This window comes from Thermus antranikianii DSM 12462, from assembly GCF_000423905.1.
GTDB classification, from domain to species: domain Bacteria; phylum Deinococcota; class Deinococci; order Deinococcales; family Thermaceae; genus Thermus; species Thermus antranikianii.
Window position 1 is genome coordinate 1 of the sequence record NZ_AUIW01000001.1, and the last position, 17,436, is coordinate 17,436.

19 protein-coding genes are annotated in these 17,436 nt (G+C 63.7%); 4 read left to right on the top strand and 15 right to left on the bottom strand.

From position 1 onward, the window contains the following. The first annotated feature begins 513 nt into the window (after positions 1-513). From G584_RS12395 to G584_RS0100020, 3 genes are all read left to right on the top strand, one after another. Positions 514-1,407 (top strand): sensor histidine kinase, encoded by an 894-nt coding sequence (locus G584_RS12395; protein ID WP_245563266.1) that lies wholly within the window; start codon positions 514-516, stop codon positions 1,405-1,407. Further along, the gene (locus tag G584_RS0100015) at positions 1,392-2,054 is read left to right on the top strand and encodes a response regulator (protein ID WP_038050598.1); all 663 of its coding nucleotides are present in this window, start codon (positions 1,392-1,394) and stop codon (positions 2,052-2,054) included. The genes G584_RS12395 and G584_RS0100015 overlap by 16 nt, the downstream gene beginning before the upstream one ends. Before the next feature lie 243 nt (positions 2,055-2,297). After that, a complete protein-coding gene (locus G584_RS0100020; RefSeq protein ID WP_028492771.1) occupies positions 2,298-3,290 on the top strand; it encodes a TAXI family TRAP transporter solute-binding subunit in 993 nt (330 codons plus the stop codon). Between the two features lie 12 nt (positions 3,291-3,302). Here G584_RS0100020 and G584_RS0100025 read toward each other — a convergent pair whose 3' ends face one another. From G584_RS0100025 to G584_RS0100090, 14 genes are read right to left on the bottom strand one after another with little or no spacing between them, the layout of a single operon-like run. Then, positions 3,303-4,055, bottom strand: a complete 753-nt coding sequence (locus G584_RS0100025; RefSeq protein ID WP_028492772.1) for a LamB/YcsF family protein — start codon at positions 4,053-4,055, stop codon at positions 3,303-3,305. A gap of 10 nt (positions 4,056-4,065) precedes the next feature. Next, the gene (locus G584_RS0100030) at positions 4,066-4,761 is read right to left on the bottom strand and encodes an MBL fold metallo-hydrolase (protein WP_028492773.1); all 696 of its coding nucleotides are present in this window, start codon (positions 4,759-4,761) and stop codon (positions 4,066-4,068) included. A gap of 1 nt (position 4,762) precedes the next feature. Then, entirely contained in the window at positions 4,763-6,064 is a 1,302-nt protein-coding gene (locus tag G584_RS0100035) for a TRAP transporter large permease (protein ID WP_028492774.1), read from the bottom strand. Then, positions 6,061-6,546 carry a TRAP transporter small permease gene (locus G584_RS0100040; protein WP_028492775.1) on the bottom strand — a complete coding sequence of 162 codons (486 nt, stop codon included), beginning with the start codon at positions 6,544-6,546 and terminating at the stop codon, positions 6,061-6,063. The genes G584_RS0100035 and G584_RS0100040 overlap by 4 nt, the downstream gene beginning before the upstream one ends. Then, complete coding sequence (locus tag G584_RS0100045) at positions 6,543-7,499, bottom strand: TRAP transporter substrate-binding protein (RefSeq protein ID WP_028492776.1); 957 nt, start codon at positions 7,497-7,499, stop codon at positions 6,543-6,545. Before G584_RS0100045 ends, G584_RS0100040 begins: the two co-directional genes overlap by 4 nt. A 24-nt stretch (positions 7,500-7,523) precedes the next feature. Further along, positions 7,524-8,513 carry an ABC transporter substrate-binding protein gene (locus G584_RS0100050; RefSeq protein WP_028492777.1) on the bottom strand — a complete coding sequence of 330 codons (990 nt, stop codon included), beginning with the start codon at positions 8,511-8,513 and terminating at the stop codon, positions 7,524-7,526. 25 nt (positions 8,514-8,538) lie between these two features. Further along, positions 8,539-9,306 (bottom strand): ABC transporter permease, encoded by a 768-nt coding sequence (locus tag G584_RS0100055; RefSeq protein WP_028492778.1) that lies wholly within the window; start codon positions 9,304-9,306, stop codon positions 8,539-8,541. Next, positions 9,293-10,066 carry an ABC transporter ATP-binding protein gene (locus tag G584_RS0100060; protein ID WP_028492779.1) on the bottom strand — a complete coding sequence of 258 codons (774 nt, stop codon included), beginning with the start codon at positions 10,064-10,066 and terminating at the stop codon, positions 9,293-9,295. Before G584_RS0100060 ends, G584_RS0100055 begins: the two co-directional genes overlap by 14 nt. 15 nt (positions 10,067-10,081) lie before the next feature. After that, positions 10,082-10,333 carry a carboxymuconolactone decarboxylase family protein gene (locus G584_RS0100065; protein WP_028492780.1) on the bottom strand — a complete coding sequence of 84 codons (252 nt, stop codon included), beginning with the start codon at positions 10,331-10,333 and terminating at the stop codon, positions 10,082-10,084. After that, positions 10,327-11,136 carry a cyclase family protein gene (locus tag G584_RS0100070; RefSeq protein WP_028492781.1) on the bottom strand — a complete coding sequence of 270 codons (810 nt, stop codon included), beginning with the start codon at positions 11,134-11,136 and terminating at the stop codon, positions 10,327-10,329. The genes G584_RS0100065 and G584_RS0100070 overlap by 7 nt, the downstream gene beginning before the upstream one ends. Positions 11,137-11,191: 55 nt before the next feature. Beyond that, a complete protein-coding gene (locus G584_RS0100075; RefSeq protein WP_028492782.1) occupies positions 11,192-11,989 on the bottom strand; it encodes an ABC transporter permease in 798 nt (265 codons plus the stop codon). Beyond that, the gene (locus G584_RS0100080; protein WP_028492783.1) at positions 11,982-12,917 is read right to left on the bottom strand and encodes an ABC transporter permease; all 936 of its coding nucleotides are present in this window, start codon (positions 12,915-12,917) and stop codon (positions 11,982-11,984) included. Before G584_RS0100080 ends, G584_RS0100075 begins: the two co-directional genes overlap by 8 nt. Then, positions 12,918-14,402, bottom strand: a complete 1,485-nt coding sequence (locus G584_RS0100085) for an ABC transporter substrate-binding protein (protein ID WP_028492784.1) — start codon at positions 14,400-14,402, stop codon at positions 12,918-12,920. A 38-nt stretch (positions 14,403-14,440) separates the two neighbouring features. After that, complete coding sequence (locus G584_RS0100090) at positions 14,441-15,598, bottom strand: M20 family metallopeptidase (protein ID WP_028492785.1); 1,158 nt, start codon at positions 15,596-15,598, stop codon at positions 14,441-14,443. A gap of 59 nt (positions 15,599-15,657) precedes the next feature. On the opposite strand from G584_RS0100090, the gene G584_RS0100095 reads away from it, so the two are divergent. Next, the gene (locus G584_RS0100095) at positions 15,658-16,449 is read left to right on the top strand and encodes an SDR family NAD(P)-dependent oxidoreductase (RefSeq protein ID WP_028492786.1); all 792 of its coding nucleotides are present in this window, start codon (positions 15,658-15,660) and stop codon (positions 16,447-16,449) included. 12 nt (positions 16,450-16,461) lie between these two features. Here G584_RS0100095 and G584_RS11785 read toward each other — a convergent pair whose 3' ends face one another. Continuing rightward, the gene (locus G584_RS11785) at positions 16,462-17,232 is read right to left on the bottom strand and encodes a class I SAM-dependent methyltransferase (protein ID WP_051209094.1); all 771 of its coding nucleotides are present in this window, start codon (positions 17,230-17,232) and stop codon (positions 16,462-16,464) included. Positions 17,233-17,436: the final 204 nt, after the last annotated feature.

Consider the following 17,436-nt stretch of genomic DNA (forward strand, 5'->3'; position numbering starts at 1 on the left):
GGGCAGAACGGAAACTAAAGGGGTTCTCGGAGGTGAAGGAGGTGCTGGAGAAGATGCTTCAGGAGCGGTATGCCCCCCGTACACAGACTCTTACACATAACTCTTGACACGACCTACACCGCCCTTGAGGCCAATCGATACTTGGTCAGTTTGCTCTTTCAGGAAGCCGAGGCTCTGGCCGCTTACTTTCAAGGAAAAAAGGAGAATGCTGCCCTCCTGGGCGTGCGCGTGACGCAACAACCCGAAAGCTACCTACCCCTTATTGGGGAAACCTCCAAGACGTTTGTGCTAAAAGGGGGAGAAATCCGTGTGCTGGTGGCTGTACCCCTGGGGGAGGGTGCCTTGGAGGTGGAGCGCCGGGCCCGCCTATTTGTGCCCAGTGGGTGGCCCGGTTTCTTTTTGACGGTGGTGGTAGGGGTTTGGACCTGGCTTAGGTTACATGGCCTAATTCGGAGAACCCTAGGTTTCCAATTGGGTGCCGCGCGCGAACGCCTATCGGTACTAGGTGGAGCCTTGGACAACCTGGACGAGGGAGTGCTGGTTTTGAGGGAAGATCTGGTGGAACTCTTAAACCCGCGGGCTTTGGAACTCCTTGCTCTGCCCAAAGGGGCCATACCCCCTTTGTCCCTGGATAGGGTGTGGCCTGCCCTCCGGGAGGTGCTACGCCAAGGGGTGGAGGAAGCGATCCTGGCGCTTCCTAGCCACCGCCGGGCACGGGTGCGGATTTTGGGAGGGGGGACCCGGCAGGTGGTTGTCATTCAGGATCAGGCGGAACTCCTTCGCTTGGCGGAGTCCCTCACCCAAAGCCGACGGACTTTGGATCTATTGCGGGCGCAAGCCCATGAGTTTCGCAACACACTTCATGTGCTAGGGGGGTTGCTGGAGCTGGGCAAGGTGGAGGAGGCTCTTAGGCTCATTCAGGGGGAGCTGGGTGCTGAGGAGCATCTGGAGGCGCTTCTTTCCCATGTAGAGCTTCCCCTGGTGGCCGCTTTGCTCTTAGGAAAGGTCCGTAGGGCCCGTGAGCTAGGGGTGGAGCTGGAGGTGGAGGGGATCCTTCCCTTTCGATTTGCCCCTTTGGCTGAAGTGTTGGTAGCTGCGGTGGGCCACCTCTTAGAGAATGCTTTGGAAGCTGTTTCCAATCAGCCGAGGGGCAAGGTGGTAGTGCGTTTCTGGGAGGACAAGGGGTTGTGGCTGGAGGTGCGGGACAACGGCCCTGGTGTGCCCTCAGGGCTGAGCAAGGTTCTCTTCTCGCCGGGAGTAAGCGGCAAGGGCAGGGATAGAGGTTATGGCCTGGCCCTCACCCGCTCGCAAGTGGAGGCATATGGGGGTAGGCTTGGGTACTATAGGGAGGGCGAATGGACGGTATTCTACGCCCATTTCCCGGAGGTTCTGTGGGCCGGTGCCTAATCGTGGAGGACGATCGTCGGGTGGCTTCCTTGCACCGGGCTTTTTTGGAGGCTGAAGGCATCCAAGTGGTATATGTGGCTCAAGGATTTAGAGAGGCCCTGGAGGCCCTGGAATCCCTTCGAGATCTGGATTTGGTTCTTTTAGATCTTTACCTGCCCGATGGTCATGGTTTGGATCTACTGCCTAAGCTCTTGGGGATATATACAATCGTGATCACCGCCGCCAAGGATGTGCCGACGGTGGAAAGGGCCCTTTTGGGTGGGGCCATGGATTATTTGGTAAAACCTTTTAGTAGAGGCAGATTCCAGGAGGCTCTGGTGCGCTTTCGAGCTTTTGTCTCCCTGAACACCAAGAGGGAGGTGTCCCAACAAGACCTGGACCGGATTTTGGCTCGGCGGCGCTTCGATAAGGGCTTCGATCCCCTTACTCGGGAGGAGGTGCTAAAGGTACTCTCTGCTTCGGGGAAGCCTGTGACAGCTGAGGATGTGGCCAAGGCCCTTGGAATTTCCCGGGTGACGGCCTGGAGGTACCTGGAAAGACTCTGCCAGGAGGGGGTGCTGGAGGTTCGCACCTCGTATGGCCAACCGGGTAGGCCTTCCCGGATCTATCAACTGAAGGGCTCGCAGGATAACCTAGGGAGTCGGTAGGCGTTTGGATACCTCGGCCCTCGTTCGACGCTTTCGGTTGCAGGAGTGACCTCTGAGAATGCGTCGCTATGCCCAAACTTTGGCTACGCCGCAGAGGGCGCTGGCCGGGATCTGTCCTAGGGCCTAGACTTTTCCCTTTCAGGCCGGTTTGTGCCGGTTGCTAAGGATACGATAGGACCAGAAAGAGTGGGGAGTTCCTGTAAGTTGGCTTTTGGTAGACTTGTGTGCATCAGGGGGTGGTCCATGAGGTGGAGCCTGCTCGCCTATCTCGTCCTGGGGGTCTTAAGCCCGGTTTTGGCCCAGAAGCCACAGGTCCTCATCGGTACCGGGGGTGTGGGAGGGGTTTACTTTTACTACGGCACCGCGGTGGCGGAGATCCTCAACAAAGCGGGGGTGGTCCAGGCTCAAGCCATGCAGTCCGGGGGATCCATAGAGAATCTCATGCTCCTGCGCGATCGCACGGATGCCTCGAGGGGTGTCTATTACTGCGGAACCGCCCTCCCCGATGCGGCCCTGATGGCCCATCAGGGGGAGGAACGTTTTCAAGGGAAGCCTGCCCCCGTGCGGATCCTCTTCACCATGTACCCCAACTACTTCCACGTGGTGACCACGGAGGGTAGCGGGATTCGCGTGCTTCAGGATTTGAAGGGGAAGCGGGTCTCCACGGAGGTGCCCGGGGGTATCATCGAGTACGAGGCCCGGATCCTAATGTCCGCTGCCATTCCAGGGTTTGATCCACGGGTGCACTTTGCCAAATGGGAAAGGACCCGGGTGGCTGAAAGCGCCCAGATGCTTTCCGAGGGCAACCTAGATGCCTTCTTCTGGTCGGGTGGGCTCCCTACGGGGAGTATCGTGGAGCTTGCGGGAAGCCTTTCCCGGAAAGGAAAGCGCCTATACCTTGTTCCGCTTCCCAAGGAGAGCACCTCGGTTCAGGTCCTTATGCGCCGCTTTCCCGGAGTGGTAGATACGGGGGTTATTCCCAAGAGTGTGTATAACACCCGCTACGATACGCCAACCCTTACCTTTTGGAACGTCTTTGTGTGCCCGGCTAGCCTTCCCGAGGACGTAGCCTACGGCATGGTCAAAGCTGTGTTTGAAAACCTTTCCGCCCTGCATGCGGCGGTGGCCCCAGCCCGGGACACCACCCTGGAAAACGCCGTGCGTTCCCGGGGAGGAAGGATTCCCTACCATGAGGGAGCCATACGCTTTTTCCGTGAGAAGGGGGTCTGGCGCTGAGCCGACTGCCTTTTAGAAGGGTTTCACCTCTACCCCTGCTTCCTCCAGCGCCCTGCGCACCGCCAGTGCCACCTCGGGGGCGTTGGGGTTGTCCCCGTGGATGCAAAGGGTTTCCGCCTTGACCTCCACCTCCCCGCCATCCAGGGCCTCGACTTTTCCTTCTAGAACCATCCTGAGGGCCCGCCTGGCTGCCTCCTTGGGATCGCTGATCCAGCTTCCCGGGAGGGAGCGGGGGGCCAGCTGGCCGTTTTTCAGATACGCCCGTTCGGGAAAGGCCTCGAGGACCACCCTTAGCCCTGCCCTCCGGGCCTCCTCCTCGTACACCGTGCCGGGAAGCACCACCAAGGGCACTTCGGGGTCAAAGGCCTTCACCGCCTCGGCGATGGCCCGGGCGGTTTCCCGGTCGCGGCAGGCTCTGAGGTAGAGGGCCCCGTGGGGCTTCACGTGGTGAAGGCTTAGCCCTTCCGTCTTCAGGAAGGCGTAGAGGGCTCCTATCTGGTAGAGGACGTCCGCATAGACTTCCTCGGGGCTCAGGGCCATATCCCTGCGACCAAAGCCCACCAGGTCGGGGAAGCCCGGGTGGGCTCCCACCGCCACTCCATGGGCCTTGGCAAGGGCCACCGCCTCCCTTATGCGGGTGGGGCTTCCCCCATGAAAGCCGCAGGCCAGGTTCACCGAGGTCACCAGGGGAAAGATTTCCCGATCGTGACCGTAGGTAAAGGTCCCATAGGATTCCCCAGCGTCAGCGTTGAGGTCTATGAGCATGGCCACCCCCTTACAGGGAAAGCTTAACCTCCCTTCCCCCATAGAAGAAGCCCAGCTCGGCCTGGGTTTCCGCCACAAAGGTGTTTCCCTTACGTGCCAAAGGGACATCGTGCCCGGGGAAGATGCGCGGGTATTGCAGGATGCGTCCCCGGGTTTCCAGGGCTAGCTGGGGGTTCCAACAGGGGGGCGCAGGAGGACCTTCCAGATCGAAGCGGCTCTTGAGCGCATCGCTTACCAGGATTCCCACACCTTCCACCTCGAGGCCCAATAGACCCGGGGTGTGCCCGGGCAGGTGAAGAAGACGGAGCCCTGGGAGAAGTTCTTCCTCCCCCACGGTTACCTCGCGAATCCGCATTTGGTCCAGGAGGGGGAGGAGGGTGTAGAGGCAGGCGGGATCCTCGAGGGGATTTCGGGCTACCCTCTTTGCGTGTGTCCACTCCAGCTTGTGCAGAATGATCTCTGCTTGAGGGAAGAGGTCCACGTTGGCCGCATGGTCAAAGTGCAGATGGCTTACGACCACCACCTCCACCCTCTCAGGCGGTATGCCTAGGTCTTTGAGGCGGTGATAAAGCCCCTCCCTTTCGCCGAAGCCCAGGGTGTCGTAGAGAACCGTCCTGGATGCCAGGATCACGTAGGCGCTGGAGGCACCCAGGTAGCCGCGGTGGGTTTTTCCGGGAAAACCTGTCCACAAAGGGATGACCTGCATGTTATCCCCCGGTCATGGTTCGGGGTAGCCACGTGGCCAACTCCGGGAACAGCACGAGGAGGACCACCATGAGGAGCAGCACCCCCATGAAGGGAAGGGCATAGCGAGCGATGTGGAAGAGGTCCTCCCCGGTTAAGGACTGGATGACGAAGAGGTTGAAGCCCACAGGGGGAGTGATCTGGGCCAGTTCCACCATGATCACCAGATACACGCCGAACCACAAGGGGTCCACGCCGATGGCCTTCACCACGGGAAGGATCACGCTGATGGTGAGGACCACGATGGAGATCCCATCTAGAAACCAGCCCAGAACGATGTAAACCAAGCTCAAGAAGAAGATGAGGGCCACGGGGGTGATCCCAGCTTCCACCGCCCAGGTGGCCAAGGCCCTGGGGATGCCGGTGAACCCCATGGCCAGGGTCAAAACCCCGGCTCCTGCCAGGATCAGGCCGATCATGCTGGTGGTGCGTATGGCCCCCATCAAGCTTTCAAAGAACATCCTGGGGGATAGCTCCCGGTTTAGCCCCGCCAGGAGGAGGGACCCCGCTACCCCTATGGCCGCCGCCTCCGTGGGGGTGGCTACCCCCAGGTAGATGGAGCCCAGGACCAGGAGGATGAGGAAAAGCACCGGGAAAACGGATAGAAGGCCGACCAAGCTTTGGCAGAGGGGCTTCCGGGGTTCCCGAGGTAGTTGGTGGCGGTAGAGGAAGGCCAGAAGGGCCACCAGGAGCATGAAGAGCAAGGTTAAAACCGCTCCTGGCACCACTCCAGCCATGAAAAGCCGGGCTACGGAAACCTCGGCCATGACCCCGTAGACGATCATGATGACGCTAGGGGGGATGAGGAAGCCTAGGGTTCCCGCCCCGGCTAAGGAGCCCAGGGCCAGGGGCTTGGGGTAGCCGCGGCGCAACAGCTCAGGCAGGGTAAACCGGCCCACGGTGGCGGTGGTGGCAGCGGAGGAGCCGATGACGGCGGCGAAGAGGGCGCTGGCCACCACGTTCACATGAAGGAGTCCCCCAGGAAGGCGGGAAAGAAGGGGGCTAAGCCCCTGGAAGAGCCCCTGGGCCAGCCGGGAACGGTAGAGAACCTCCCCCATCCAGACGAAAAGGGGCAAGGCAGCCAGGCTCCAGCCGGAGGTGGCGGACCATAGGGCGGTGGCCAGGTTGGCTCCCGGAGGAGCGGTGGTGAAAAAGACCAGGCCAGCGAGGCCCACCAGGAGGAGGGCTAGGCCCACGTAGACCCCCAGGGCCAGGAGGAGGAAAAGAAGGCCCACCAGGATAAGGCTTTCCCATAGGAGGCTCATTCCTTTCCCTCCTTCCAGGTTTTCAGCCCCGCCTCGAGGAGGGCCAGGGCGAAGATGCTAAGGCCCACCGCCAGGAAGCTTTGGGGTAGCCAAAGGGGAAGGGGGAGAAGCCCTGGGGCCAGGTCTCCGTAGCGGAAGCTTTCCGCCACCCTAAGCCAGGTTTGAACCGAGGCATAAAGGGTCGTTAGGAACCCGAGCCCCAGGGCGAAGGTTTCCAGCGGGCGACGGGTCTTGGGGGGAAGCCTTCGCAAGAGAAGCCGCATCTGGATGTGCCCCCCGGCCCTCAGGGTGGGAGCAAGGCCCAGGAAGATGAGCCCGGCGGTGGCGAAGCCGGCCATCTCTAGGGCGGAGGGCACCACGAAGCCCAGGTACCGTCCTGCCACCTGGGCCAGGATCACCAGGAGGATGAAAAGGCCCATGAGGGCCGCCAGGAACTCGGATAGACGGTAGAGGCCCTCGAGGGCCTTCTCCAAGAGGTTCATCGTCCAAGGTACTGACGGTAGACCTTGACCCCCGTGGCTCCCGCCTGCTTTTGCCACTCCAGGATCATGGTTTGCCCCACCCTCTTGAGGTCGGCCAGGAGGGTGGGGGAGGGCTTGACCACCTGCATGCCCCGGCTCGCCAGGGTTTGCATGGCCTTTTCCTCCTGCTCCTGGCTCAGCCGCCAGCCCCGTTCCTCTGCCCGCTTGGCCGCTTGCAACAGGGCTTCCCGATCCTGGGGGGAGAGGCTCTCAAAGGCCCGCCGGCCGATGACCACCATGTTCTTGGGGATCCAGGCCTTCACGTCGTAGAAGTAACGGGCGAAGTCCCAAGCCTGGCTGTCCACCCCGGTGACCGGGGAGGTGATCATGGCCTCCACAATCCCCGTGGCGAAGGCCTGAGGGATGTCTGCGGCCTCCACCTGCACCGGGTGCATGCCGAGTAGCTCCGCCAGCCGGGCGGTGGCGGGGTTGTAGGCCCGAAACCGCAGGCCCTTGAGATCCGCCCCTGTATTCACGGGCCGCTTGGTGTAGAGCCCTTGAGGCGGCCAGGGAACGGCGTAAAGAAAGACCACTCCCCTTTGGGCCAGCCACTTTTCCACCTCAGGGCGCTGGGCCTGGTAAAGCCGACGGGCCTCTTCGTAGCTGGTGGCCACGAAGGGGATGGAGTCCAGGTTGAAGATGGGGTTTTCGTTGGCGAGGAGGGACATGAGCACCTCCCCCATCTGCACCTGCCCGTTCCTCACCGCGGGCAGGATCTGGGGATGGGGGAAGAGGGAGCCTCCAGGGTGGACGGAGATCTTGAGCCGGCCTCCCGTGGCCTCCTCCACTTCCTTTACGAACTGCTGAATGTTTTGCGTGTGGAAGTTGGCCGGAGGATACGGGGTGGCCATGTTCCAGGTCTGGGCTTGGGCTACTAGGGCCAATGGGAAAAGCCAGAAAAGGAGCTTACGCATAATCATGCACCTCCAAGAATTATGTTACCGCTTGGGCACCCGGTCCACGAACTCATTGGTGTACGTGCGCTTGAGATCGATCCGGGCCCGGGCCACGTTGGGATCAAAGGCGGAAAGCACCGTGAGGGGCCTCAGGGGAGCGGTGTCGCTGAAGCGCCCCGTGGGAGAGAAGGACTCCAGGGAGTTCCTGAGGACCTTGAGGTAGAGGGCCCGGTCGCCCAGGAAGTACTCCTCCGGTAAGACGGCGGCGATTTCCTCAGGGGTTTTGCCCTGCATCCACCTCAGGCCCCGCACCATGGCGTTCACCAGCCGCTGGGCGGTGTCGGGGTTCCGCTCCAACCAGGCCCGGGTGGTGTAGAGGACGGCGGCCGGATACTCCCCACCCAAAACCTCCCGGGTTCCCTTGGTGGAGCGGGTGTCCGCCAGTACCTTGATGAGGCCCCTTTCCTCCAGGAGGGTGATGGCGGGTTCCACGTTGGAGATGGCGTCCACCTGACGGTTTTGCACCGCGGCCACCGCTTGGGCTCCCACGGAGACCCCGATCACGGACACATCCGTGGGCTTAAGCCCGTTTTTCACCAGGAGGTAGTTGAGGAAGAAATGGGTGGAGCTTCCTGGAGCGGTGACCCCCACCTTCCGCCCCTTAAGGTCGGCGATGCTCCGCACCTGGTCCGCCAGGTCTGAGCGCACTCCCAGGACGATGGCCGGGTAACGCCCCACCTGCACGAAGGCCACGATGTCTCTCCCCTGGGCCTGCATCTGGATGGTGTGGTCGTAGAAGCCCATCACCACCTCCACGCTTCCCCCCACCAGGGCCTGGAGGGCCCTCGAGCCCGCCTGCAGGTCCTGGATCACCACGTCCAGGCCTTCTTCCTTGAAGTATCCCAGGCGCTCCACCACGGTGAGGGGTAGGTAGACCACGGCCGTCTTTCCCCCTACCCCCAGCACCACCCGCTTCTGGGCTAAGCCCACCGCCAAAAGTAACACCAAAAGCGCCGCAACCAGCCTCCTCATATCCCCTCCTTTCCTCCTTCGACCGCTATTCCCCCTCCATTTTAGGGCGCCAACGGACTAGACGCTTTTCCACCTGGCCCACCACGGCATCCAACAGCAACACGAAGACCATGAGCACCACCATGCCGGCGAAGACCCCGGTGGTGTCAAAGACCCCTTCTGCCTGGGCGATGACGTAACCCAGCCCAGCGGCGCTTCCCAGGTATTCCCCCACCACGGCCCCAATCACCGCGAAGCCGATGGAGGTCCTTAAGCTGGAGAAGATCCAGCTGGCTGCGGAGGGCAGGTAGACGTGGCGGAGAAGGTGACCGGGCCTGGCCCCCAAGAGCTTGGCGTTTTGCAGGACCACAGGGCTTACCTCCTTAACCCCCTGGTAGGTGTTGAAGAAGGCCACAAAGAAGACCAGGGTGACCCCTAGGGCTACCTTGGAGAGCACCCCGAGGCCGAACCAGAGGGTAAAGATGGGAGCCAAGACCACCCGAGGGATGGCGTTTAGGGCCTTGATGTAGGGGTCCAAGACCGCCGCCACGCTGGGGGCCAGGGCCAGCCAAAGCCCCAGGACCACCCCGAGCAGGGTTCCGAGGAAAAAGGCCAGGAGCATCTCCAGGGTGGTGATGTAAAGGTGCGGGTAGATCTCCCCGGTGCTGAACCAGCGCCAGATCCTTCCGGCGATCTCCGAGGGTTGGGAGAAGAAGAAGGGGTCCAGGCGGCCGGTCCTCGAGGCCCACTCCCACCAGGCGAGGAAGAGAAGGAGCAGCCCCACCTGCCAAAGCCGTAGCCTAAGCCCCCGCATGGGCCCGCATCACCTCCCCCCTTAGGAGTTCCCAAATCTCTCGGTGCAGGCGCAAGAACTCCGGGGTGAGCCGGATCTCCGCCACATCCCTGGGCCGGGGGAGGGGGATGGGGAACTCCCCGATGACCCGGGAGCGGGGCCCCGCCGACATGACCACCACCCGGTCGGAAAGGGCAATGGCTTCCTCCAGGTCGTGGGTGACGAAGAGCACGGTCTTGCGATCCTCCTGCCAGAGCCTGAGGAGCTCGTTTTCCATGAGCTGCCGCGTCTGCACGTCCAGGGCGGAAAAGGGCTCGTCCATGAGGAGGAGCCTGGGGTTGGCGATGAGCACCTGGGCCAGCCCCACCCGCTTGCGCATCCCCCCGGAAAGCTGGTGGGGATAGTGGCGGGGAAACCGCCCCAGCCCCACCTTCTCCAGCCAGGCCTGGGCCCTTTCCCGGGCCTCCCTCAAGCCCACGCCCCGGAAGACCAAGGGCAGGGCCACGTTGTCCAGGGCGGTCTTCCAGGGCAGGATGGCGTCCTGCTGGAAAAGGTAGCCCGCCACCGGGTTCAACCCCCTAAGGGGCTTCCCTTCCAGGAGGACCTCCCCCTGGGTGGGGGCGAGAAGGCCTGCCGCCACGTTTAGGAGGGTGCTTTTCCCGCATCCCGTGGGGCCCACTAGGCTCACGAACTCACCTGGAGATAGACGGAGGCTTACTCCTTCCACGGCCACATAGGAACCGAAGGCCACGGAGACCTGCTTAAATTCCAGAAAGCTCATGGCTTGGACTCAAGGTTAGGCTTTATGCCTTAAGCGTTCGGTAGGTGAAGTGACGGCCATGGCTTCCCCCTCCTTCCGGGAGAGGAGACCCTCCCCCCGCATAAGGGGGCCGTAGTACCGGAACCAGAGGAGAAACCTGGGGCTCAGGGCGAAGGCCCGGGCCACATTGGGAACAAAGCCCGTCTTCTCCCGGAACCGGGCGAATCGCTCCTGGACTTCCGGGCTCAACTCCTCATCCCCAGGGAGGCGGGGCCAGGAGATCACCATACCGCCACCGCCCGCACGGGCCCTCCGGAGGCTCCCCGGTGCTTGGGGGCTCCCACGAAGATGAGGGCCCCGGCGGGAGGCACCTGAGCCAGGTTGGCCAGGTTTTCCAGGCCGTATTTCCCCGCGCCCAGGAGGGTCACGTGGGCCTTGAAGTCCTTGGAGGGGCCAAAGTCCAGGGAGAGGGTATCCACCCCTACCCCCACGATCTCCCGCTCCCGCACCAGAAACTCTGCTGCCTCCGGGGAGAAGCCGGGGAAGTGAAGGGTGCCCGTGGCGTCCTGGTTCAGAAAAGCCTTGGGGTCGCGCCAGCGGGCTTCCCAGCCGGAGTGCATGGCCACCAGGGCCCCCTTGGGCAGGCGGCCGTGCTGGCGCTCGTAGGCCAGGATGTCGTCTACGGTCACCTGGGCATCGGGGTTGCGGGCGGCCTTCTCGTGGATGTGGATCACGGCCAGGGGGGCGATGAGGGTTTCCACGGGCAGTTTTTCCGCGGTGAGCCCCCCTTCCGCGAAGTGGGCGGGGGCGTCCATATGGGTTCCCGAGTGCTCCCAGAAATCGATGCGGTTGCCGTAGTACCCGTTTTGCCGCACCGTGACCAGGGTGGTGATGCGCATGGGTTCAGCCCCGGGGAAGAGGGGGATCTCCGGGGAGAGCTCGTGGGTGAGGTCCACCGCCCGGCTAAAGGCCTTGCCCTGTACCTGCGCCTGGGCCACGGCCCGGCTGGCAAGAAGCCCTAGGCCCACGCCCAACAAGGCCCTGCGGGAAATCTGCTTGGCCACTTCCTCCATCACCAGAGGGGCACACATGGTTTCCTCCTTGTTCAGGGGCAAGTTACCACGTGCTTGCAAAGGTATGCAAGCCCTAACGCCGGGGGTCCAGGCGGTCCCGGAGGCCGTCTCCCAGGAGATTAAAGCCCAAGACGGCCAGGGAAAGGGCCAACCCGGGAACCAGGGCGGGGTAGGGGGAAAGGGGGAGGAAGCTTTGGGCTTCCCGGAGCATCCGGCCGAGGCTTGGGTTTGGGGGCTGGACGCCAAGGCCTAGGTAGGAGAGGGCGGCCTCGGCCAGGAGGGAGGCGGCGAAGGCCAGGCTGGCCTGGACCAGAAGGGGTCCCAGGAGGTTGGGAAGGAGGTGGCGGCGCATCACCCAGCCCGGAGGGGCTCCCAGGGCCAAAGCGGCTTCCACAAAGGGGGCGGTCTTAAGGGCCATGGCCCCGGCCCGGGCCACCCGGAAGAAGGCGGGAACCATGGAAAGCCCCACGGCCAGCATGCTGCTGTAGATCCCGGGGCCCATGAGGGCAGCGAGAAGAAGGGCAAGCAGCAGGCCCGGAAGGGCATAGAGGGCCTCCATGAGGAGGCTTAACGCCCCGTCCCAGTGCCGGCCCAGGTATCCGGCAAGAAGGCCTGCGGCCACGCCCAGGGTAAAACCCACAGAAACAGCGATGCTCCCCACCAGTAGGGCGTTTCTTGCTCCGTGAAGGAGACGGGCCAGGAGGTCCCGGCCCAAGGGATCGGTCCCCAGGGGATGGGTGGGGGAAGGAGGGGCGAGGCGGTGGAGGAAGTCGGGGGCGTTGGGGTCCACGGGGTAGAGGAAGGAAGCCAGGGCCAGGAGGAGGAAGAGGCCCACCAGGAGGCTTCCCAAGAGGAGGCTTGGGCTACGCATACGCCACCCGCGGGTCCAAAAGGCCGTAGAGGAGGTCCACCAGGAGGTTGAAGAGGACGATGAGGGCGGCCATGACCAGCACCAGACCCTGGAGGAGAGGGTAGTCGCGGGCCTCGAGAGCCGTCAAGGCCAGGCTTCCCATGCCCGGCAGGGCGAAGACCACCTCCACCACCACCGCCCCGGTAAGGAGGAACCCTCCCTCTAAGCCCAGCACGGTGATCAGGGGAAGGCTTGCGGGCTTCAGGGCGTGCTTGATGAGCACCCAGGTCTCGGGGACCCCCTTGGCCCGGGCGGTGCGGATGTAGTCCTGGCCCATCACCTCTAGGAGGCTTCCCCGGGCCATGCGGAAGAGGATGGCTGCCCGGGAAAGGGCCAGGGTGAGGGCGGGGAGGAAAAGGTGGCGGAGGGCTTCCCATGGATGGGAAAACCCCGGGAAGCCGCTGGCGGGGAAAAGGGGCAGGTGCACTGCCAGGGCGTAGAGGAGGACCACCCCCAGAAAGAAGGTGGGCACGGATTGCAAAAAGGCCATAAGGCCGCTTAGGGCCAGGTCGCATAGGGGAAACCTAAGGGCTAGGAGGGCCAGGGGTAAGGCCAGGAAAAGGGCGCCGCCAAGCCCCAGGAAGACGAGGCTCAGGGTGAGGGGGATCCGCTCGCCCAGGAGCTCGCCCACGGGCTTTCCGTAGCGGATGGACTCCCCCAGGTCGAAGCGGAGGATGCGGGTGAGCCAGTCCACGTAGCGTTCCCAGGGGGGCTTGTCCAGGCCGAGGGCGCGTTCCAGGGCCTGCCGGGCACCTGGCGAAGCCTCGAGGCCCAGGATGGCCTGCACCGGGTCCCCCGGGAGGAGGAGGAGGAAGGCGAAGACCAGGCTGGAGGCCAGCCACAGGGTGGCCAGGGCCAGGAGGACCCGCCTCAGGAGGAAGCTTCGCATTTAGCGGTTCAAGTACACCCGGGTCACGTTGAGGCTCGGGGTGGGCTGGTTTTGCCACCAGCCCATGACCTCCTTGCGCATGGCGGCGATGTAGGGGGCGTTCATCACCCAGAGGTTCACCGCATCCTGGGCGAGAAGGCGCTGCATCTCCTTCATGATCTCGCAGGCCCGCTTGGGATCGGGGGTGCGCAGGTACCTGGTGTAGAGGTCGCGGAAGCGGGGGGAGTCGTAGCGGAAGTAATAGTTGGGGTTGGCGTAGATGCCGATATCGTGAGGCTCGGAGTGGCCGATGATGGTCATCTGGTAGTCGGCTCCTCGGAAGACCCTGGAAAGCCAGGTGGCCCATTCCACCACTTCCAGCCGTGCCTGGACCCCGATCTGGGAAAGCTGGGCAGCGATGGCCTCCCCAAGCCGCCTCTCGTAGGGGTAGGGGGCGGCTAGGGTGAAGGTGAAGCGCAAGGGGTTGTTGGGTCCGTAGCCGGCCTCTTGCAAAAGGGCCCGGGCCTTGGCGGGGTCGTAGGGGTAGTAGCCGGAAAGATCCTCGTAGCAACTCTCCCCTGGGGAGCGGTGGCTGCCGATGGGGGTGCCAAAGCCCAGCATCACCCCCTCCACCAGGGTCTTCTTGTCCACGGCATGCTGGATGGCCCGCCGTACCCGGATGTCGATGAAGGGGGGGCGGCTGTTGTTCATGCCCACGGTGATCTCCGTGGTGGTAAAGCCCGTGATCACCTTGAAGTTGGGATCCCGCTGGAGCACCAGGGCGTTTTCCGGGCTCACCCCGAGGCCGATCACCTGGATGTCCCCCGCCCGCAAGGCGGCAAGCTGGGCGTTTGGATCCGGCAGGAAACGGAAGAAGACCCGGTCCAGATAGGGGAGGCCGGGCTCATAGTAGCCTTCAAACCGCTCCAGCCTCACCCCAACCCCCCGCTCCCAGGCCACGAAGCGGAAGGGTCCGGTTCCAATGGGCTGGGTTTTCTGTTCCTCCACCCTGCCCTTGGGGCCGATCACGGAATCCGGGCGGGCCAGGTTGAAGAGGAAGTCCTGGTTGGGCTGGCGCAGGCGGAAGACCACGGTGTAGGGATCCTTGGCCTCCACGCTCTGGATGTCCCGGTAGTACTCGGGGTGGGTGTGGCCAGACTTGGGATCCCGGGCGCGGTTGAACTTGAAGACCACGTCCTCGGCGGTGAAGGGGGCACCGTTGTGGAAACGAACCCCCCGGCGCAGATAGAAGGTCCAGGTGAGGCTGGAAGGGCTTCCTTGCCAGCGCTCGGCCAACGCGGGGACGATCTCCCCCTTCTCGTTGAACTTCACCAGCCCCTGGAGGACGTTGTCGTAGAGCATGCGGGGAATCTCCTGGCTGGTGGAGGCCGTGGGATCCAGGACAGGAGGCTCAGCCAGGATCGCCACCCTAAGCTCTCCTCCTTTGGGCTGGGCCAGGGCCAAGCAGAGGCCCAGCAGAAGGAACCACGCCAACCGCTTCTTCATGTCTTCCCTCCCTTTCCCCATACTATGCCCAAAGGCACTTACCCCAGATAGAGCACCGCCAAGGCGGCGTAGACCCGGGCTGCCTGGACCACTTCCCTTAAGTCCACCCACTCGTCCACCTGGTGGGGCAGGGTTTTCCCCCCAGGGCCCATGACCACCACGGGAAGACCCGCCCATGCCTGGAGGAAGGTGCCGTCCGTGGCCCCGGGTACCCCGCCGTGGCGCACGGGAAGGCCGAGAAGCCTTAGGGCTTCCTCCGCTGCCTGCACCAAAGGATCCTCCCTGGGGGTCTCCACGGGGGGGCGGTCCTCCAGGACCTCCACCTGGGTTCCCGCCAGGGCCTGGATCCTGGCCACCAACTCCTCGTGGTCCAACCCCGGCACGGTGCGCACGTCCATGGCCACCTCCGCTTCGGCGGGGATAACGTTGAGCTGCCCCTCCCCGGCGGTGGCCAGGATGCGGGTGGGGGTGAGGTAGGGAAGGCCCAGAAAGGGGTGGGAATGAACTTCCTGGAGCTCCCGTTGGAGGCTTTCCAGCTCGAGGATGAAGCGGGCTGCCTTGGGTATAGGGTTTTCCCCGGCGTAGGGCATGGCCCCGTGGGCCATGCGTCCGGGGAAGCGGAGGGATAGGCGCAGGGCTCCCTTCTGCCAAAGGCAGACCTCCATGGCCTCAGGCTCGGCCACCAAGGCACCGCGGAAGCCTCGCGCCAGCCCTCCTCTCACGAAGGCCTTCACCCCCAGCATCATTCCCTCCTCATCGGCCAAAGCGGCGAGGCGTAGGGGGTGCCGGGGCTGGCCTAGGGCTCGCTTCACCGCCAGCAGGGCTCCTATCAAGGCGGCGAGGCCTCCCTTCATGTCGCAGGCTCCTCGGCCGTACAGCCGGCCTCCCTCCACCACCCCTTCGTAGGGAGGGTAGCGCCATAGGCTTTCTGGGCCGGGGGTGACCACATCGGTGTGCCCCTCGAGGATCAACCCCCCCTCCCCCTCCCCCAGGTCCGCCACCAGATTGGGCCGGCCCAAAGCCGCTTCCTGCCGGAAGGGGCGGAAACCCCGCTCCCTCAGGTACTCCTCCAGGAAGGCCACCACCCCCTCTTCCCCGGGTCCGGGATAGTGGCTTGGAATCCGCACCAGAGCCCTTAGGAGCTCCACCACTTCCTTTTCGTCCACCGCTTCCGCCGCCAGGAGGGCCTTTTCCATATGGGGTTCCCGAGGGGGATTATACCGCGGTATGCTGGCCTAAACGAAAGGAGGTGGCGGTGAACTACCGGCAACTTTTCGACCTAGGAGGGCAGGTGGCTTTGGTGGTGGGGGCGGCCTCCGGAATCGGGCGGGCCTCCGCGGAGGCCCTGGCGGCCTTTGGGGCTAAGGTGGTGCTGGCGGACCGGGATGAGAAGGGTCTAAAGGAGGTCCTCGAGGCCATCCGCAGACAAGGTGGGGTGGCGGAGGCCCACCCCCTTGACCTGGCGGCCAGGGGCCAGGCCGAGGCGTTGGTGGAGAGGGTGCACCGGGCCCATGGCCGGCTGGATACCTTGGTTTCCACCCCGGCCATCAACGTGCGCAAGCCCCTTCTGGACTACACCGACGAGGAGATCGACCGGGTGGTGGACCTGAACCTGAAGGGAACCTTGCGGCTTTTAAGGGCGGGGGGACGGGTGATGCGGGAGCAAAGGGGGGGAAGCCTCATCGCCTTTGCCTCCATAAGGGCCCTGGTGGTGGAACCAGGGCAGGGGGTTTATGCGGCCACCAAGGCGGGGATCCTCCAGATCATGCGTACCCTGGCCGCGGAGCTTGGGCCCTATGGGGTGCGGGCCAACGCCATCGCCCCTGGGCCCATCGAAACCCCCCTCACCGCTCCCATCCAAACCCATCCCGATTGGTACCGGGCCTATGCGGAGAAAACCGCCCTCTTGCGCTGGGGAAAGCCCGAGGAAGTGGCCATGGCGGTGGTGTTCCTGGCCTCGCCGGCTTCCAGCTACGTGACCGGCACCCTCTTCCTGGTGGATGGGGGTTGGACGGCGGTGGACGGGCGGTTTACCCCGCCCCTTTAGCCAAGCTGGGCCCTAGCCCTTCAGGGCCACCAGGACCATCCGGCGCTTGATGAGGGTGCGATCCCCTGGCCCTTCCTGGACCACCAGGGGGCGGATTCCGGGGGAAGCCTGGGCCAAAACCTCCTCCACCCGCTTCGCTTCCCACCCTTTTGGGTCCAGGGGATAGAGCCACTCAGGCCAGGTCACTTCCTCCTCAAATGCCTCCAGGTGGAGGAGGCTTAAGCCCACCTCTTGAATGAGCCCTTGCCATTCCTCCACGGTGTACGCCTGCACGTGGAAGTTATCCCGGGCTGCCTCGAGGGCGTTGAAGAGTTGGGCGGCTTCTGGGTTTTCCGGGGCCACCATGTCGGCGATTCCCAGACGGCCTCCTGGCTTCAGCACCCTGGCCATCTCGGCTAAGGCCCTGGCGATGCGGGGAAAGTGATGGGCAGCCCTCCGGGTGGTGACCAGATGGAACTCCCCCTCAGGAAAGGGCAGGGACTCGGCGTCTCCCACCAGGAAGCGGACATTGCGCAAGCCCCGTTCGCGGGCCGCCTGGCTGAAAGGTATGGCCATTTCTGGGGTCAGGTCGATCCCGATGACTTCCCGCACAAAAGGGGCCAGGGCCAAAGCCGTGTGGCCGGGACCCGTGGCCACATCCAGGGCTCTTTCCGAGGACCTGGGTTCTAAAAGCTCCAGCAACCTCTTCAGATCGCGGCCCCCGGCGTGGCTGATGCTTTGGGCATACTCCTGGGCGTGGCGGGAGGAAAAGCTCCGGGCCAGCTCCTTCTGTTTTTTGTCCACGGCTTCCTCCGGGTTTCATTTTATTTGCTGGCCGATTACAAGGTGGGGGTTGCTATCCTTACCGCTGCTGGGCAGTCCTTTATCGGCTTTAGCGTACACTCGCATACCCCGGCGTGGGGGCCATGGTGGCGGAAACCCGTAGCGCTAGGGCCGGGGTTCCATGCGGCCACGGCCTTAGCGGTAGGGATGCGGTTCAGGGTTTTG

Excerpts from the sequence above, each read along its gene's own strand:
- G584_RS0100065 (WP_028492780.1), bottom strand. The coding sequence starts at position 10,333 with ATGGTGATCTCCTGGCCCCGCCTCCCTGGGGATGAGGAGTTGAGCCCG.
- G584_RS0100040 (WP_028492775.1), bottom strand. The coding sequence starts at position 6,546 with ATGAACCTCTTGGAGAAGGCCCTCGAGGGCCTCTACCGTCTATCCGAG.
- G584_RS0100030 (WP_028492773.1), bottom strand. The coding sequence starts at position 4,761 with ATGCAGGTCATCCCTTTGTGGACAGGTTTTCCCGGAAAAACCCACCGC.
- G584_RS0100090 (WP_028492785.1), bottom strand. The coding sequence starts at position 15,598 with ATGGAAAAGGCCCTCCTGGCGGCGGAAGCGGTGGACGAAAAGGAAGTG.
- G584_RS0100035 (WP_028492774.1), bottom strand. The coding sequence starts at position 6,064 with ATGAGCCTCCTATGGGAAAGCCTTATCCTGGTGGGCCTTCTTTTCCTC.
- G584_RS0100075 (WP_028492782.1), bottom strand. The coding sequence starts at position 11,989 with ATGCGTAGCCCAAGCCTCCTCTTGGGAAGCCTCCTGGTGGGCCTCTTC.
- G584_RS0100020 (WP_028492771.1), top strand. The coding sequence starts at position 2,298 with ATGAGGTGGAGCCTGCTCGCCTATCTCGTCCTGGGGGTCTTAAGCCCG.
- G584_RS0100055 (WP_028492778.1), bottom strand. The coding sequence starts at position 9,306 with ATGCGGGGGCTTAGGCTACGGCTTTGGCAGGTGGGGCTGCTCCTTCTC.
- G584_RS0100050 (WP_028492777.1), bottom strand. The coding sequence starts at position 8,513 with ATGAGGAGGCTGGTTGCGGCGCTTTTGGTGTTACTTTTGGCGGTGGGC.
- G584_RS0100060 (WP_028492779.1), bottom strand. The coding sequence starts at position 10,066 with ATGAGCTTTCTGGAATTTAAGCAGGTCTCCGTGGCCTTCGGTTCCTAT.
- G584_RS0100025 (WP_028492772.1), bottom strand. The coding sequence starts at position 4,055 with ATGCTCATAGACCTCAACGCTGACGCTGGGGAATCCTATGGGACCTTT.
- G584_RS0100070 (WP_028492781.1), bottom strand. The coding sequence starts at position 11,136 with ATGTGTGCCCCTCTGGTGATGGAGGAAGTGGCCAAGCAGATTTCCCGC.
- G584_RS0100080 (WP_028492783.1), bottom strand. The coding sequence starts at position 12,917 with ATGCGAAGCTTCCTCCTGAGGCGGGTCCTCCTGGCCCTGGCCACCCTG.
- G584_RS0100085 (WP_028492784.1), bottom strand. The coding sequence starts at position 14,402 with ATGAAGAAGCGGTTGGCGTGGTTCCTTCTGCTGGGCCTCTGCTTGGCC.
- G584_RS0100045 (WP_028492776.1), bottom strand. The coding sequence starts at position 7,499 with ATGCGTAAGCTCCTTTTCTGGCTTTTCCCATTGGCCCTAGTAGCCCAA.